The 18,785-nt window shown below is 31.4% G+C and carries 9 protein-coding genes and 1 tRNA gene; 9 read left to right on the top strand and 1 reads right to left on the bottom strand.

Features of this window, described 5'->3' with window-relative positions:
• Positions 1-47: 47 nt before the first annotated feature.
• From ECH_RS02030 to ECH_RS02040, 3 genes are all read left to right on the top strand, one after another.
• On the top strand, positions 48-1,412 hold the full coding sequence (locus ECH_RS02030) for a hypothetical protein (RefSeq protein WP_006009904.1): 1,365 nt from the start codon (positions 48-50) through the stop codon (positions 1,410-1,412).
• Positions 1,413-2,165: 753 nt separating this feature from the next.
• Positions 2,166-3,059 carry a lipoyl synthase gene (gene lipA, locus ECH_RS02035; RefSeq protein ID WP_011452636.1) on the top strand — a complete coding sequence of 298 codons (894 nt, stop codon included), beginning with the start codon at positions 2,166-2,168 and terminating at the stop codon, positions 3,057-3,059.
• 348 nt (positions 3,060-3,407) lie between these two features.
• Positions 3,408-3,480: transfer RNA gene (locus ECH_RS02040), tRNA-Arg, on the top strand.
• Between the two features lie 179 nt (positions 3,481-3,659).
• Here ECH_RS02040 and ECH_RS02045 read toward each other — a convergent pair.
• Entirely contained in the window at positions 3,660-4,928 is a 1,269-nt protein-coding gene (locus ECH_RS02045) for a PstA family ABC transporter permease (protein ID WP_006009901.1), read from the bottom strand.
• 225 nt (positions 4,929-5,153) lie between these two features.
• Here ECH_RS02045 and ECH_RS02050 point away from each other — a divergent pair, with 225 nt between their 5' ends.
• The 6 genes from ECH_RS02050 (at position 5,154) to ECH_RS02075 (ending at position 18,759) form a co-directional block, all read left to right on the top strand.
• A complete protein-coding gene (locus tag ECH_RS02050; protein WP_006009899.1) occupies positions 5,154-5,771 on the top strand; it encodes a superoxide dismutase in 618 nt (205 codons plus the stop codon).
• Positions 5,772-6,167: 396 nt separating this feature from the next.
• On the top strand, positions 6,168-6,461 hold the full coding sequence (locus ECH_RS02055) for a type IV secretion system protein VirB3 (RefSeq protein ID WP_006009897.1): 294 nt from the start codon (positions 6,168-6,170) through the stop codon (positions 6,459-6,461).
• Entirely contained in the window at positions 6,461-8,863 is a 2,403-nt protein-coding gene (locus ECH_RS02060; RefSeq protein WP_006009894.1) for a VirB4 family type IV secretion/conjugal transfer ATPase, read from the top strand. The genes ECH_RS02055 and ECH_RS02060 overlap by 1 nt, the downstream gene beginning before the upstream one ends.
• 39 nt (positions 8,864-8,902) lie before the next feature.
• Positions 8,903-11,383 carry a type IV secretion system protein gene (locus ECH_RS02065; protein WP_011452637.1) on the top strand — a complete coding sequence of 827 codons (2,481 nt, stop codon included), beginning with the start codon at positions 8,903-8,905 and terminating at the stop codon, positions 11,381-11,383.
• A gap of 197 nt (positions 11,384-11,580) precedes the next feature.
• On the top strand, positions 11,581-14,349 hold the full coding sequence (locus ECH_RS02070) for a type IV secretion system protein (RefSeq protein ID WP_006009887.1): 2,769 nt from the start codon (positions 11,581-11,583) through the stop codon (positions 14,347-14,349).
• A gap of 3 nt (positions 14,350-14,352) precedes the next feature.
• The gene (locus ECH_RS02075) at positions 14,353-18,759 is read left to right on the top strand and encodes a type IV secretion system protein (protein WP_011452638.1); all 4,407 of its coding nucleotides are present in this window, start codon (positions 14,353-14,355) and stop codon (positions 18,757-18,759) included.
• The last annotated feature ends 26 nt before the right edge of the window (positions 18,760-18,785 follow it).

Consider the following 18,785-nt stretch of genomic DNA (forward strand, 5'->3'; position numbering starts at 1 on the left):
TGTTATATTTCAAGAGTCCGTTTTTAAAGTGTGGATGGTATGTTTTTATGGTAGATGATAAAAGTTACAAAACAAAGTCAAGTAGCTTAAATGGGCTCAGTGAAGATGCTAATGAGAAAGTTAGTGATGTTCTACATGATGTAAAAACATTAGCATTTAGTAATATTAATGAGGACGATGATTTTAGGTTTCTTGGTAAAGTTAAGTTAGAAGATTTAGAAGTCCAAGAATCTATTTTGGAGCTTGATGGAGCATTTAATAAATTTCTTATAGAGCATAGTGGAGAATATAGCGGTGTTATACAAAGTCATGAATATGATTATGATGCATCTGCAGGTGAAGTTCAAAATCTTGATCTTGACAATTTTGAGATAGAAGAATCTTTCTTACAAAAGATATTAGATTTTTTTAGTGAACTATGCGAGCAAAATGAAGATTATATAGATTTTGACTATGAACTTGATCCTTTGAAGCGTAAAAGGAAAAAGAAAAAATTCATATTAGAATCCATTATAGAGTTTTTAAAAAGGTTTTTACGTAGTGGTCGTTCTCTTAACCTCAAGGAGTTATTAGATGAGCAGATTTCAGAGTTGCAAGAGGAATTAGTTAATGAGCTGGATCCTGAACGAAGGAAATTATTACAAGAAAGATTAATGCTTCTTACAGAGTTAAGAGCTCAAATGATTCAATATGGAATTGGTTCTAACTTACTCTTTCGCTTTTTTTTATTTGCAAGTTTTGTAAGTTCTCTTATTGGGTTACAACAGGATACTTCGTCTGCTAAGCAGTATGTTAAATTAGCAGAAGTACTTGGATTATCTTTACACAAAGGTAATGAGAAGGTTTTGGATGCAAACAGCAATAGTATTGTTGCTTCTCAAACTCTTGTTGTGACTCCTCCGTTAAGTTTTTTTGTATATGGTTATACGTTAGATGTTTTTCGTGGTAAGATAAATGATGTATCTTACAAGTTACAAGATCAGTATTTTTTTGTAAGAGATGCATCACTTCAGCTGGGTCCTCAATATGGTGTGCAGGGGATTTTTTTTGCTGTAGCTACCATAATGAATGCAATAGATCAGGCTTTACGAAAAGTGGCGAATGCTGTTAAAAAAGCTGTAGATAAATTAGATATTTTTGAGCATTCTAACAAATCTTCAGGACTTCATGATTTTGATCGTGTTGGTCAGCAATCTCATAGTACTATAGATTATGCTTGTACAGCACGTATGAATTTTGTTCAAAGTACTGCTACTGACTTTCAGTGTACGACTGGTCTTTTATCATCTTTAAATTACCACCGAGAGTTAAAATTTTCGTGTTCTGGGGTTTATAATAATAGTTACCTAGACAATATAAGTGTAGTGCAATGCAGTATACAAAGTAATACAATGATATATCGTGGTCATTAATACATATAATATAACAATACATTTATTTCATGGTTGCTAAAGTTTTTTTTACTTACTAGGAATGTGCTTTAAAGATTATTTAAGTGTTATTATGAGTTAAATTTGTATAGCGTTTATATTAAAAAGAATAAAGTGGTAATACAGTTAAAAGTTTAAATGTATATAATAATCTTTACAACATTTGCGATTAGTTACAAAGTAGTATGTTTTGATGTATATATTAGTTTTTATTGTTTAAGTTAAGGGATACTTGTCTATAATTTTGAGTAATTTTTTTATTATGTAATATTTATAGCAGTATGCAAAGTAGTACAATGATATATCGTGGTTATTAATACATATATATAACAACACATTTATTTCATGGTTGCTAAAGTTTTTTTTTACTTACTAGGAATATGCTTTAAAGATTATTTAAGTGTTAATTAGTTAAATTTGTATAGCGTTTATATTAAAAGAATAAAGTGGTAATACAGTTAAAAGTTTAAATGTATATAATAATCTTTACAACATTTGCGATTAGTTACAAAGTAGTATGTTTTGATGTATATACTAGTTTTTATTGTTTGAATTAAGGGATACTTATCTGTAATTTTGAGTAATTTTTTTATTATGTAAATTTATATATTATAACATGCAGTAGTGTAAAATATACACTTAATAAACTGTAAGTGGTATCAAATGTTATCCTTTCTTGACATTAATACCACTGTTATTTATACTCAACTAATAAGAATTTCTAAATTTTACTGTATGAGAAGTAAACCTGATTGGTTAAAAGTTAAGATGCCTACAGGGGATACTTTTTATCAAGTTCGCAATTTAATGAAATTGTATAAATTAAATACTGTGTGTGAAGAAGCAGCTTGTCCCAACATTGGTGAGTGTTGGAATAAAAGACATGCAACAGTAATGATTTTAGGTTCTACATGTACTAGAGCATGTGCATTTTGTAATGTTGTTTCTGGAATTCCAGATAAACTGGATCCTCATGAGCCTCAAAACTTAGCTAAGGCTGTTGGTTTACTTAAACTTGAGCACGTTGTTATTACATCTGTAGACAGGGATGACTTGGAAGATGGTGGATCTGGACATTTTGTAGAGTGTATAGAAGAAATACGAAAAAACGATCAGAATGTTACTATTGAAGTATTAACTCCAGATTTTTTGAATAAACATGGTGCAATTGAAAAGGTTGCTGATGCTGCTCCTGATGTTTACAATCATAATATAGAAACTGTTCCAAGGTTGTATGCAAAAATTAGACCAAAAGCACGTTACTTTCATTCTCTTTATTTGTTAAAAACAGTTAAATATAAAAATCCTAAAGTATTTACTAAATCTGGAATTATGGTAGGATTGGGTGAAACAAAAGAAGAAATATATCAAGTAATGAATGATTTAAGATCTGCGGATGTTGATTTTATAACGATTGGTCAATATTTGCAGCCTACTCCTAAGCATGCTGCAGTTGATAGGTATGTAACTCCTGAAGAATTTGATCATTACAAGTATGTTGCATACTCTAAAGGGTTTTTAATGGTTGCGTCGGGCCCTTTAGTAAGGTCTTCATACCATGCTGGAGAGGATTTTCAAAGGTTAAAGAAAAATCGTGCTGCTATGTTCATGCATGCTAAAAGCAATTAGAATTAACATGGTAGTTAATATTTTTTAGAAGTTTGAATGTTTATACCAGAAGGGTTTTTCATTAGTTTTATATGATATTTAATTTTTTAGATAGTTAATCGGTAGTGTAGTTGGTTGTAATCTGAGGAAAGTTTTTGTGATTGAGAGAAAGTAGGCTATACATATTAGAAGTAAATTTTTTGTATATTTAATAGAAAAATAGAATCTAGATATAAATCTGATTATATATTATGTGAGGTTGAGGTAAAAAGGTAAACGTTGAGCCATTTTTACAATGGTATCGACTAATATATTATTTTATTATAAATGCTTGTAAGATTTCTTAATACGTTTTATAAGTTTGATATCGCACTTATAGCTCAGTGGATAGAGCGTTACCCTCCGGAGGTAAAAGTCGCAGGTTCAAATCCTGCTAAGTGCACTTATTTTTTATGTTATTATAAAATATTAATGTGGAGCAACAATATTGTTGATGTTATCTCTTTTTTCATAGTTTGGTAATGATAGTTTAGTTAATGTTGCTTTATGATTATTAATATATATGGGGAATTATTATTTGTAATGTATTAATTGAAGAGTGAATCATTGAATTTAAGTATTTTAAAAAATAAAATGATCAAACTTTTTCCTTATAAAAGTTACTATAAGATTTAGAATTAATAACATTAAAAGTAGAGCTACTATAGCAATTGCAGCTAATTGGATAAATTCAATATGTGGATTACTTGCCCACATATATATTTGTACAGGTAATACAGTTGTTGGATCGAGAAAATCCTTTGGAATATCAACTATGAATGCTACCATCCCAATCATTATTAACGGAGAAGATTCACCTAAGATTCTTGCAATACTTAAAATAGCACCTTGCATGATACTAGGTAATGCTATTGGAAATGAGTGATGTAGAATTACCTGCATATTTGATGCTCCTAGTGAGAAAGCTGCATCTTTTACGGATGGTGGCACTGCTGCAAATGCTTGTTTTGTAGATGTTACCAAATTTGGTAACATCATTAATGATAGAGTCATACCACCTATAAGTGCTGATGAACGTGGTATATCAAAAATATTGATGTATATTGCTAACCCTAAAATGCCAAATATTATTGACGGTACAGATGCAAGATTTGTTATGCTGATTTCGATAATAGAAGATATTTTATTTTTTGGTATGAGCTCACTTAAACATATGCCGGATGTGATACCTATAGGTAATGCGAATGTTAAACATATAATTATTGTAAACATGGATCCTATTAGTGAGCCAAGAATCCCAGTATTTTCAGGAGATCTAGAGTTATATTTTGTAAACAGTGCGTCATTAAATGATACTTTTATCCTGTTTTCATTTTGTAATTTTGCAATAACTTTTTGATATATTGCATGATTTATGTTTTTGTTTTTGATAGCTTTATTAAATGTAGTGGAAGATTGAAACCATATGTTGAATTTAGTGGATTTTGGATTCTTAAGTAGAAAATCTGCTAAATTATGATGAGCAGTATCATTTATTATATTATAAATGATTTTTCTATTGTCAGGATTTGAAAGATCTATAACATTTGAAAATAGTTCCTCTAAGGATTGATGAATAAAATATATTAGATTGTTTCTCAATGTTAGTTTATCTTGTTGTTCTATAGTATCATTATTGATTGTAATTGATAATAAAATTTTTGTTGTTGTTAGTGCATTATATCCATTGTTAACGATACTTCCTAAAATTATAAAAAGTATACCTAAGGAACTAACAAGTGCAGTCATTGATAGGATTGATAAGATACGATCCTTCCTATTTTTTAAGGATATACGGGAAGCAATATGACGATACTTTAGTAATTTACCTAATTTTTTTCGTATGTGCATGTTATTATAAATGTTAACCTTTACTGTATATAGTTTTTTAATTCTATCTGTGATTTTTTCTTATTAAAAGTATTTTTATGTAAAATGGAAATATATTAATTTGGCATAGAGTTGAATTTTAGTGTACTCGAATAAATATTATGTAATAATTCATGTACATCTTAACTTTGCGTAGATTTTATGTAAAGTTGGACTTTTTAGTTGTGTTTATTTAATAGAGGACATATGTTTACTTTACCGGAACTTCCATATCAACAAGATGATTTAGTGCCATATTTAAGTCTTGAAATATTAGGGTATCATTATAATAAGCATCATCAGGGTTATGTTAATACTTTGAATACTCTTGTTACAGGTACAGATTTTAGTAAGTGTACTAATGAGGATTTACCAAAAGTTATTGAGGTTACATCTGGAGATTTAGGATCTAGAGCTATATTTAATAATGCTGGTCAAGTATGGAATCATAATTTTTACTGGGAATCTATGAAGAAAAATGGTGGAGGATCTCCTACAGGAAAATTATTAGATAAAATAAATGAGGATTTTGGGAGCATGGATGGTTTTAATAATGCTTTTATTAATGCTGGAAAAAGTCATTTTGGTAGCGGATGGGTATGGTTGGTTTTTGATGTAAATGAGCAGAAATTGAAGATTGTATGTACTAGTAATGGAGATACTCCTATTACACAATATCCAAAAACACATCCTTTATTAACTATGGATGTATGGGAGCATGCTTATTACTTAGATTATTTTAATGTACGTCAGAATTACGTAGAAACTTTTTTACAACATTTAGTGAATTGGGATTTTGCAGCTCAGAAATTTTTAGCAATTTAATTTATTTTTTATTGTTAAAGGTAATCGATTTGAAGACACATATGAAATTTTAACTATGTTAAGTTATTACTTTTCTAAATTTTGAGATATTCTTAGTATTTTTATTGATTATTTAGTTTATAGATATTAATTTATTTAATGTTGGTTAATGATACCTTTTAGTTTTAAGTTAAAAGGTATCATTTTTAATTATATCATAAGGAAATTCTACTTATGCTTTTATTTCAATTACAAATAAATGTTGAGAATTAATGGTTTATTAAATTGTTATTGTTACTTTTAAGATTAATGCGTATCTACCTTTAATGGAAGGGGTTTAATATAAAATAAAACATTGCCTTATATGATTGCAATTGGTGTTTAGATTATGTAAATATATTTAATTTGGTATTTATTATGGCAGGTACTGTTAAAGCAGATCAGTTATTTAAGGGATTAACTAGACCTACGATGCTTTTTGGTGTTAGTTATATATTTGCAATGTTGAATTTTATGATTTGTATCATGATATTTATGTATACTAATGATTTTCGTGCATTGTTTATTTTAGGTCCAGGAATACATTCAGTGGGTTTTTTAGCTTCATCAAAAGAACCATTATTCTTGGAGTTATTTATGCTGAGGATGAAGAAGTGTAGTAAATGTTTGAATAGATTTTATCATAATGCTAATTCTTATGATGTAATGTGATGTTAAAATTTCAACAATTGCAAACGAAAAAAAGAAAAGTAATTAAGAGGGAATATCATGAATCTAATTTTATTCCCTATAGTGAACATTGGAATTCTTCTACATTGATGACAAAAGATGGATCTATGCTTAAGGTTATTAAGTTGTCTGGTTATGCTTTTGAAACTGCAGATGATGAGGATTTATCTATACAAAACTCTATACGCAATCAAATGTTAAGAAGTATATCTTCTGCATCTTTTGGCTTATATTTTCATGTAATTAGACGTAGAAGAAATGCTTTTTCAGAAGGGTTTGCAAGCGATAAAGTGTCTAGTTCGTTTGCCAATTATGTAAATGTAAGATGGCGGGAAAAACATGCAACAAAGCAATCTTTTACTAATGATTTATATATTACAATAGTTAGAGAAGGTGGTAAAAAAGGAGTAGAATTTTTATCTAGTATTTTTGATAAATTTGGAAAAGTTGCATCACAGGACTCATGGATTAAAGATTTACAGGCTATTTCTGAAGATTTAGATGAAGTAACTAATCGTGTTTTTACAAGTTTACGTAATTATGCACCCAGAATTTTAGGTATTAGAGAAACACCAAAGGGGGTGTTTTCTGAAATTATGGAATTTTTGTTACAGGTAGTAAATTGTGGGTCTTTTCAACGTGTATTATTCCATGTGGGGAATGTATCAAAGTACTTACCTATGCATAGGTTATATTTTGGACATAAAACAATACAAATAGTTGCGCATAATGAATGTAAATATGCAGGGTTAATTAGTTTAAAAGAATACGGTCAAACAACATCTGCTGGTATGCTAGATGCATTTTTACAATTGCCATATGAGTTTATTATCACACAATCTTTTAAGTTTACTAACAGACAAAGTGCTATTACCAAAATGCAGATTCAACAAAACCGTATGATACAATCTGCAGATAAAGCAGTATCACAGGTAGTAGAAATAAGTCAAGCTTTGGATGATGCAATGAGTGGTAGAATTGCTTTTGGACAGCATCATCTTACTATTTTATGTACAGAAAGAAGTCTCAAAACTCTTGATAATGCATTGTCTTTAATAGAATCTGAGTTATCTAACTGTGGTGTATATCCGGTTAGGGAGAGAGTTAATTTAGAACCAGCTTTTTGGGCTCAATTGCCAGGTAATTTTGAATATATAGTTCGTAAAGCTATAATCAGTACGTTAAATATGGCTGGGTTTGCATCTCAGCATAATTATCCTATTGGAAAGAAATTTAACAATCATTGGGGAGAAGCAGTAACAGTATTTGATACTACTTCTGGAACTCCTTTCTTTTTTAATTTTCATATTCGTGATGTTGGTCACACTGCAATTATAGGACCTACTGGTGGTGGTAAGACAGTATTAATGAATTTCTTATGTGCTCAGGCTATGAAGTTTTCACCAAGGATTTTCTTTTTTGATAAAGATTATGGTGCTGAAATTTTCATTAGAGCATTGAGTGGGGTGTATATGGTTATAGAACCAAGACATCCTACAGGATTCAATCCTTTGCATCTTGATGATACTCCAGATAATCGTACATTCTTAATGGAGTGGATAAAATCTTTAATATCGGTATTTAATGATAAATTTACTTCTGAAGATATAACTCGTATTAATGATGCAATAGAAGGTAACTTTAAGTTAAAAAAAGAACATAGAGTATTGTGTAATTTAGTACCATTTTTAGGGTTGGATGGTCCTAATACTTTAGCTGGAGCTATATCTATGTGGCATAGTAGTGGATCTCATGCAGCAATTTTTGATAATGCGGAAGATTTATTGGATTTTAATAAATCAAGAGTTTTTGGTTTTGAAATGAGCCATTTATTAAAAGATCCAGTATCTCTTGCTCCTGTATTGTTATATTTATTTCATAGAATTAGTATTTCTTTAGATGGTACTCCATCTATTATTGTTTTAGATGAAGCATGGGCACTAATAGATAATCCAGTGTTTGCACCAAAAATAAAAGATTGGTTAAAAGTTTTAAGAAAATTGAATACATTTGTAATTTTTGCTACTCAAAGTGTTGAGGATGCTAGTAAGAGTGCGATTAGTGACACTTTAGTACAACAAACTGCTACTCAAATATTTTTACCTAATTTAAAAGCTACGAGTGCTTATAGGAATGTATTTATGTTAACTGAAAGGGAATATACATTAATAAAGCATACTGATCCAAGTACAAGGTTCTTTTTAGTGAAACAGGGAGTAGGTGCAGTAGTTGCAAGAATTAATTTGAGTGGACTTGAAGATATAATAAGTGTTTTATCTGGTAGGGCAGAAACAGTATTAATGTTACATGATTTAATAAAAGAAGTAGGAGATGATCCAAATGTTTGGTTGCCTATATTTTATGAAAGAGTAAAGCATGTGTAAATTTAATAATTAAGAATATTCTTTATAAAAGAGTTGATTATGCTAAAAGTTAGTAAGAGTATAATATATGTATTAATGTTATTTTTGATTAATGTTAATTTTATATGTGCTAAATCTACGTTAGCAGCAGAAGTTGAAAGTGAAAAAGTAGCTGTATATAGAACTACAATTGCTAGTAATCCTTTATATGCTAAAGTAAGTGAACATGCTAAGTATATAGGTATTGCTGGATTTACTGCTGGATTTGCTCTTATTATTGGTAGTATATTCTTTCTCAACCCTGCAACTTGGTATGTAGCATTAGGGATGTTTCTTGCAGGTATGGCAGCTATTGCTTTTGCTGCTGCTAAAGCTGCTCCATTTTTTGCTTGTAATTGGTCTTTTGTGCGTCATCCGATTATGCGTTTCGATACTCATGATGCAAAAAGAAATGGTAATACTGAAGGTAGTTATAAAGAATGTGAAGAGCCTACTAAGAATTATCCAGATTGTACGAATCGTGATTTTGGTTCAGAGGAGGAATATTTTAGGTGTCTTGTAACTGGTGATAAAGATAGTACTAAACCTGTTAGTATAAACAATGCTAAACAAAATGAACCTGTATGTGCATCTCAAAAGTTTAAAAAAGTAGATAAATATTATTGGCCTAAAAATAGAATATCTAGCTCTAATTATATAGAAGTGTGTTATCGTAATCCCATAGGTAGCCTTAATCCTATCACTATGATTAAAAGAGCATCAGAAGCTTCATCGGGTAATGTTACTGAATTATTGAAAAAAGGAGAATATCCAAGGGAAGGTGATTACTCTACTCAGGAAATAAAAGTTGCTAAATATGCTATGCAGGGAGAAGTAAAATGTGAGGTTTTACAAGCTGGTCAAGAAAAAGTGATACATACGATTACTTTTCAGGCTGTAGAAAAAGCAGATAAGTTATGTGTTTATGCTACTAAATCTATAGGAATTCCTTTGTGGCCTCAAGTTGAGATTGGTTGTCATATGCGCCCCAGTGGACCTCCAGTTCCAATGTGTGAGAAGTCTACACCAGTTATGTCAGATGATAATAAGAGGATTGTAAGTTATGATAATTCTAAATGTTATAGTTGTTATATAGATCCTGCATGTAGAGGTGAAGTTGGACCTCATATAAAATCTGTATTCCCAATGACTTCAATAATAGTTTCTTGTATAAAAGGGTCCTTGAGCAATATATTAACTGGTCAATGTGGTCAAAATGCTAGCAAAAAAGTTGGTTTTTTGAAAGTTGCTCAAGATAAGTTAAAAAAGGCAGTAATGGCAGTTTTAGTATTGGCCTTAATATTATTTGCAATAAAAGCAGCATTGGGTGGGATACAAAGTCCAGCTGAATTGTATATGTTAATAATTAAATTTGCATTGGTAGTCTACTTTACTCAGGGATCTGCTATGTCACATTATTATGATCAAATAGTAAAGTTATCCATAGGATTATCAGATATGGTATTGCAAGCAGGTGGATCACAAACTATATGTGATTATAGTCAGAGTGATTACGAAGATAAATATAAATATATAGCTCCATGGGATAGGTTAGATTGTAGAGTATTGTTTTACTTAGGACAACAAGTAAATGGTGGAGCCGCAACAATTGTTTTAGGGGTACTTTTGTCAGCGGGTCTTTTCTTTGCTACTATGCTGTTTAATATGAAATTGATGTTATGTTTGATTGCAATTTTTGCAGTAATAATGCTTTTACTAATTATGATATGGTTAGTTTATATATTTTTATTATCGCTTATTGCACTGACTATTTTGATATTAATTTCTCCATTAATGATTCCTATGGTGTTATTTCAAGCTACAAAGGGATTTTTTGATGGCTGGATAAGACAGTTAATGGTTTATACATTATATCCTGTAATACTTTTTGCCTTTCTAGCATTATTATTTACTGTTTTTGATAATTTATATTTTGAGGATCTTAAATTTAAGAGAAAGGAAGTTAATGTTTTAGGTCAGAAAAGAATTACTTTCACGTTGAATGATCCAAGAGAGTGTGATGATCCAAAATATGATAATAATTTAGCTTGTATGTTTGGAAATATAGAATTTATTACAAAGCCTGCATTTTTTGGATTTAATGCCTATGCTCCTGATTTTAAACATGGAGCTGAGATGTTATGGATGAAATTGCTCATGATGGTATTGATAGGCTTTTTATTTTATCATTTCTTATCTTCTATTGCTTATATAGCAGCTGAACTTGCAGGTGATCCAAGAGCTGGTCATGTTGGATCATCATTTACTCCAAAGTCGATGTTGGCTTCTATTGTGGGTCTTGCAGCTAAAGTTCAGGGTAGTGTAGGAGAACAGGCAAAGAAAGCTATAACTGATAAGTTAGATGATCGTAAAAAATCTGCATCTGATGGGGGAGGAAAAGATGAGCTTTCTGGAGGAAGCTCTGAAGGAGCTGGTGATGCTGCAGAAGGTGCTGGAGGAGGTGCTGGAGGAAGTGGTGCTGCTAGTGGAGGAGGAGGATAAAAATGTGAAGTTTCTAGTAAGTGCTGATAGAAGCTAGAAATACTCCTTATTCAATATGATATTATTTTTGATGTTTAGTTATGGAGAAAGGGATTAAGTAAGTACTTTTGTTAAAGTTTGGTTATTTATGAAAATTTTATCAAGATATTTGATTTAATGTGATTATGTTATTTTTTTAGGGTAGAAGAGCTGATTTTATGTTTAAAATAGTTTTGATAATCAGTATTTTTCTTCTTTCAAGTTGTGGCTATCATGGTTGTATTAAACCGCAGAGTGTACTATTTGATGAATATTCAACTACTGTAGAAGCTGGATTAGAAGATGGGAAAAAAGAACATGTTGCTTGGGTTAAATCGGATTTGGTACTAGCTGGAAGACAGTTCCTTACTATAAAAGTTGATACAGTGAATGTTAATTTTTGTAATAATACAAAAGATGTGGTAAATATTTTTTCTAGTGAAGGGAGTACTCTTGATTCCAGTGCTAAAAAATTTCCTGTTAACATCCCTAATATAATGAAGGGGGAAAAGTTAAATTTTAGGTTATCTCCAGCTTTGAAATTTACTGTGGATAAAGATATATGTAAAAATAACAACCCTAAAGTTTATGTTCAGAATACTAGTAAATGCATGGAGGATTATCTTGATACGGAATATTATATTCCGGTTGATAATTACGATTTTCAAATGAATAATCTCATGTATTTGAAAGATCGTGGTTCAGCAAATAAAGATAAGGAGAAGTCCTGGATTAATTTTCCACTTAAAATTTTATATCATCTAGATAGAAAAACATATAGAGATGTGAGTCAGATGAATATTTCTAAGTTATCTAGTGATCGTTATCAAAATAATAATGATCTTTTCTATCTTTGTGTTACGGATAAGAGGCTGAATGAATATGTAACTAAAATTGTAGAAGATATGTTAAACAAAACATCTAGTGGCAATACTGCTTATTCAGGAGATAAAAAGGAGCAACTAATATCAGAGAAAAAAGAATCTCTCTTAAGGAAGCGGGATGCAGTTAGAAAGAAATATCAAAAATTATATGATGCGTATACTGTAAATATGCTATGCGGAAATTTATGTAATATTCCTGGTTATGATAAACAAAAATTGGATAAAAATTGTTTTGTTGTAGAAACGAATAATATGCTTAATAGTTGTACTATTGAGAAAAGTGGTATATCAGGGTGTAATTTAAATGAAGCAGGACAATATAGTACTGTTTTGCCTTTTTTATATTTAACACATGATTCAGGTATAACGAATTTTATTACTGTTGATGATGCAGTTAAAAAATGGCAGGCAGATAACAATTCTTCTTCTGATATTGGTCTTTTGACTAATCACCAGTATTCTATTAGTAAAGATTTAGATAAAAATCTTTATTTAGAATTGCGTGTCAAAGATGATTTAGAGTTAATAGGTAAGTATACAATTGAAGTAACCAAGGATTGTAGTAATCACGTCAAGGATAGTTTATATTATACCATATCTAAAGGTCCACCTACAGTAAAACCAGGAGAACAAGGGACTACACCACTTAATTTTATAAATAATGAAGATACAATAGTCAAATTAACGGGTAATGATGAAGTTGGTGAACTATATTTTGGTGTAAAAGATAATGGAGATGGTTATGAAAATAATACAGGATATTTTAATATTACAGTAATTGCGAAAAAGAAAATACCAAAAGTGATTTCATATATGGTAGAACGATTGAAAGATTCACTGGAAAGAGGATTATACGGAACATCATCTACTAATTCTGGTGGTGTTAATATAATATATAATAGTATTATAGAAAATATGCATTTTATTAAAATAGTGAATTCATTATTGGTATTATATATATTAATGAATGCACTGTTTTATTGTGCTGGGTTTTCTAAGGCTTCTATTTTTGAATTGTTAACTATAACATTAAAAATTAGCATAATAATTTATGTGATTGGTCCTAATAGTTGGGATTTTTTTAATAATCATTTGTTTAAATTATTCACTGAAGCACCAATACAATTAATTTCTATAATGACAGGTCAAGATCCTGATACTAGTACAAGTTTTGAATTTTTAGATATAATCTTATATCGGTTTTCTTTATCTGAGAGTTGGTTACAGATTTTAGCATTATTGTTTGCTGGTCCAGTAGGATGGGTAAGTGTAGTTCTAATTTTTTGGGGATTAGTAGTTTTATTTCTCACTATAGCAACTGCAGTTATTACTTATTTGATATCTATTATTCTTATAGGATTGTTGCTTAGTATTGCACCTTTCTTTATAATTTGTATTTTATTTAGACGTACTAAAGCAATTTTTGATTCGTGGATTAAGTCTTTGGTACAGACAGCTATGCAACCAGTGATAATATTTGCTTCTTTTGCTCTTTTGACTCAAGTTATAGATAATATAATATATGCTATGTTTAATTTTGAATCATGTGATGTATGTGTACTTCGTCCTGAGTTTGACATAGGAATTACGACAATAGGTTTTTGTTTACTTGAATTTTTGCTCCCTTTAGGATTCTCTCCTGTATCAGTTTTTACTGATAATGTAAGAGATTCAGTGAATAGTGATACAGTTATGTTTATAGGATTACCAATGCCTATTGTTAATATATTAATATTTGTAATAATGGCAAATGCGACAAAGCATTTTGTTGGTTCTTCTGGGGAAATGTGTACATCAATTTTTGGTTCATTTGCTAATTTATCTATGGTGGCTGAGGGTGCTAAAGAAAGTGCATTAGGCATTATTGGTATGGATCAAAATAGCCGTATGCAAAGGTCAAGGTATCAGCAAATGAATGAGATGAATAATCAAGATAGCGATGGTGAACGTCGACGTGATCCTCTTGACTTGCATTCGCCTTCAAGAAGTGATGACTCTACCAACAGGACATCACGTGGTGGTGTATCAATACCTGAAAATCCTCCATCTAGTTTCGGTAGGTAGAGTATGAAAAAGTTTATAATATTATTACTATTTTTTGTTACAGGATGTGGGGTTAATTGTATTGAGGGTAGTAAAGGTATTAGTGGGAATTCAGTTGTTGTGGAAGTTAGTCCAACAGTAAAGAAAGTATCAAAAGTATTGCAGCCTAATTGGATTGACACTGAATTAAGAGTTAGTAAGGATCAACCTCCAATGAGGGTAGCAGTTACTGGAGCGTTAAATATGTGTCCCAAAGATTTTTTAAATCCAAAAAATCTAATTGTTCCAGCAGTTTCTTGTATTAGTGATATTAAGGACATTTCTTATAAAGATGAGTCTACCTATCAAAATATAAAAGATGTGTGTAGTAATGCTTCTTTGAGAACTAAAGCTGCAAACTCAGAGTATTTGTCAGGAGTTGCACACACTGTTAGTGCTTTTCGATTAAATAAAGGGGATGCATTTAAAGTTAGTTTAATTCCTCGAAAGGTGAAAGTAACAGACTGTAGCTCTGCTGCATTAAAAGAATTGGGTGTCATATACTATTCTGATGATGAAATTTTTGAAGATAGTAATTGTCAGCAAGCTATTCCAGCTGAAAATATTTGTCAGAATGGTGTTCCTAAATTTTATGTGAAAGTCAATCAAGAATGTAAGGAATCTGGAGGAATGGCTGGTGCAATACCTCGTTTGCAAGGTACTGAAGTTTCAGCATTAGTAGATAATACAGATACTCCTTATGGAAATAAGATTTTTTATAGTGAAGATGCGAAAAAGAATTGGATTAATGCTCCTTTTGTTTATGATGCTAGAATAATTAAAAATCAAAAAGTTAATGTTGAGACGTTAAAAAAACATTGTACAATTATTAAGGAATTGAATGAGAAGAAAATTATAAATCATGTTGATACTATAAGTACTTCTCAATTTGAATATTATCAAAAACAAAAAGCTCAAGGTGATATTACAACAGATATAATTAAAGAACTGATAGATGTTATTAATAATTTTACAACTTATGATATAAATTGTGTATGTGGTACTATATGTAATTCTAAATCAAAGCTTGTTACTGGTAAGGAAATTGCTACGATATCGAACTATGGTTCAGATGGAAATTGTATTATTAGTGGTAGTTATGAATATAACAAAGATGCTACATTTGAAGAAATTAGCAAGGCAAAATTAGAAGACATTAGTAAGAATGCTAATAATTCTGACCCAATAATACAAGGATTGACTGCTTTTTTTGGTACGCGAGTAACACATAAACAAGAAAAAGATGCACGAAACTATTATTGTTTCCCGCAGAAAGTTCAGGGTGGTTCGTGTTATGCTGATATTTCTTCCCAAAATATTGATTCAAATAGCTTAAAATCTAATATTAGTTATGCATATGATTCTGATGAAAGTGTTACGTTGAGGTTTGCAGTAATAGGTGAAAAACAAAAATATGCTTCATATTCTGGTGGGTATAACATTCATGTAGAACGTATATGTAATTTTATGTACGGAAAAAAGTTATATATGTATATAGGAGATAATCCTCCAACCATATTTCCTGGTGATCCAGGTACTATTGAATTATTTGTACCTGATCCTGAAAATCCAGAATCTGGAACAGGAGTGTATATGATTAACAAAGATGGTTCTGAAAAAAAATCTGGGAAAATTTATTTAGGAATAGATGTTAGAGGTTATGAAAATCAGTTTGATTATAGTAGTTTACCAGGAATTGAATCAGCTAATAAATATTTTGTGGATTTTTTTATAAAAAGATGGAATCCAAATTTTTCTAAAGTATTTGTTATGATTCGGGATTTCCTTTTAAGGATTTTGTATGGTGTACCTAAGGATACGCAGGTTGACAATATTGCGCAAGCTTTAGATGTGGCACGTACCAGTAAATCACAAGGTGCAATACAAAGCATATATGCTAATCAAACTGGTGCAGGATCATTATGGAGAGCATTACAAGCGTTATGTAGTCTATATATAGTTTTTACGGTATTAGGATATGCAATAGGTGTTGTAAAATTTACTAAGTATGACTTGGGAGTACGGATTGCTAAAATAGCAATTGTTGTTGGTTTGATAAGTCAAGGTAGTTGGGAGTTTTTTAGTGATCATTTCTTTTCAATATTTATTCAAGGAACAAGTGACCTTGTAGCTGCATTTAATGGTGAATTGGATGGGGATAATTCATTTAGATTTTTGGATACTACTTTAGGAATATTATTGACAGGAGAGGTGTGGATTAGATTATTAACATTGATACTTACAGGACCTATAGGATGGTTAATATTTTATATAATTTTCTGGGCCTTTTTTGTATTTTTTATGTGTGTTATTGAAGCAATCATAGCTTATTTATTGACTATTGTTGCTGTGGCTTTTTTAGCAACATTAGCACCTATCTTTATAACTTTTATTTTCTTTCAACTGACAAAGACACTTTTTGATGCATGGGTCAAAATGTTAGTAAATTTTTCATTACAGCCTATAATTTTATTTGCTGCACTTGCATTTTTAAATCAAGTTGTGTTAACAGTGTTATATAAGGTAACAAGCTTTACTGTTTGTAATCAATGTTACTTAGGTTTTGATCTTCCTACTAGTGCTGTTGAAGAAGGTGCTCCCTATGATATTTGCCTAGTGTCTGTGTTATTACCTGTAGGATATTCACCTGATTTATCTATTACTGAATCAATAAGAGAATCTTATGTTCAGGGGAATGGTGGATTGTTAGGGCTACCGTTTGACATTGCATCAGCGTTAATATTGCTTCTTGCGGCTCATGCTATGAGAGGATTTAAGGGTATGTCTGAGACAATTGCTCATTCTATATCAGGGAGCGTTGCTGGTCTTAGTGCAAGTGTATATGGTGCTACTCAGGCTTTAGCTTCTATAGTGGGACGTGATCAAGAAACACAAAATATAATTAAGGAAGCAATGCGTAACCGTAAATCTACCGGTAAATCGGATGTTGATATCGTTAGTAGAAGTAATCCTAATCCTGAAAGTAGGGGGGAATCTGTAGAAAGAAGTGGTGGTAGTGATTCTGATTTACCTCCCAAAGGTCATGATGGTGGTTTGCGGACTGGTATTTCTGATAAAGGTGATAATGTGCCTCAACAACCTCAATCAGGTGATGATATTAAAGAAGATAGTAAAACGGGAAGAGCTAGTGAGCAGTTGCATAATGATGTGTCACCCCTAAGTAGTAGCAGCGTACTTGATACTACACCATTCACATTAAGTTATAATGAAATGCAAGGTGCTGATAATTTAGATAGTAATCCATCTGTGACTAGAAATGATACTAGTGCTGATGGTACTTCAGGAATGGATTCACAAGATGCTAGTAGTGATGCAGGTTCGGAATTGCATGGTGATGGTGATACTGGTAATGTTGCTACTACACAAGATACTGGTGATAATGAAGGTGATGGTGCACAAAACGGCTCACGTGATAACGGTGAAAATGCTGGTAATGCTTCAAATGTTACTGAGCAGGATACTAGTAGTGGTGAGAATGATGAAGTACAGGGAGGCTCACGTGATAACAGTGAAAGTGCTGATGATGCTTCAAGTATTACTGAACAAGATAGTAGCAGTGGTGAGAGTGATGAAGCACAGGGCGGCTCACGTGATAACAGTGAAAGTGCTGATGATACTTCAAGTGTTGCTGAGGATACTAGCAGTGATGAGAGTGATGAAGCACAGGGCGGCTCACGTGATAACGATGAGAATGGTGATAGTACTTTAAGTGTTGCTGAGCAGGATACTAGCAGTGATGAGAGTGATGAAGCACAGGGTGGCTCACGTGATAACGATGAGAACGCTGATGATACTTCAAGTGTTGCTGAGCAGGATACTAGCAGTGATGAGAGTGATGAAGCACAGGGTGGCTCACGTGATAACGATGAGAACGCTGATGATACTTCAAGTGTTGCTGAGCAGGATACTAGTAGTGATGAGAGTGATGAAGCACAGGGTGGCTCACGTGATAACGATGAGAATGATGATAGTGCTTCAAGTGTTACTGAACAAGATGCTGATTCTGTTAGTGATGGTACAGAAGTAAGTACTAGTGATGGAGATAATAATCTTGGTAATGATCAAAGTACAGATAATACTCTTGATGGTAATGAAAATACGTCTGGAAATAATGATACTGATGTACAAGAAGAAGCAGGCAAAGCTTCTAGTGTTGTTGAATCTTCTGATAGTGATGATAGTGATGGCAGAAAAAGAGGAAGAAAAGATATTAACTTTTTGGATGGTCCACAACGTAAAAGGCTTTATATGGATGAATACTCTAGTGTTGCAGAAAAAATTGCAGGTCATGAGTCGGCAATAGCAGTGGAAGAAGAATCATATGAAAGAGGAATTGTTAAGAAACGTGGTAAAAAAGATCAGCAAGAATAGAATTTTGGAAAGTTAAGTGATAATGA

This window comes from Ehrlichia chaffeensis str. Arkansas (genome assembly GCF_000013145.1).
Classification (GTDB): Bacteria; Pseudomonadota; Alphaproteobacteria; order Rickettsiales; family Anaplasmataceae; genus Ehrlichia; species Ehrlichia chaffeensis.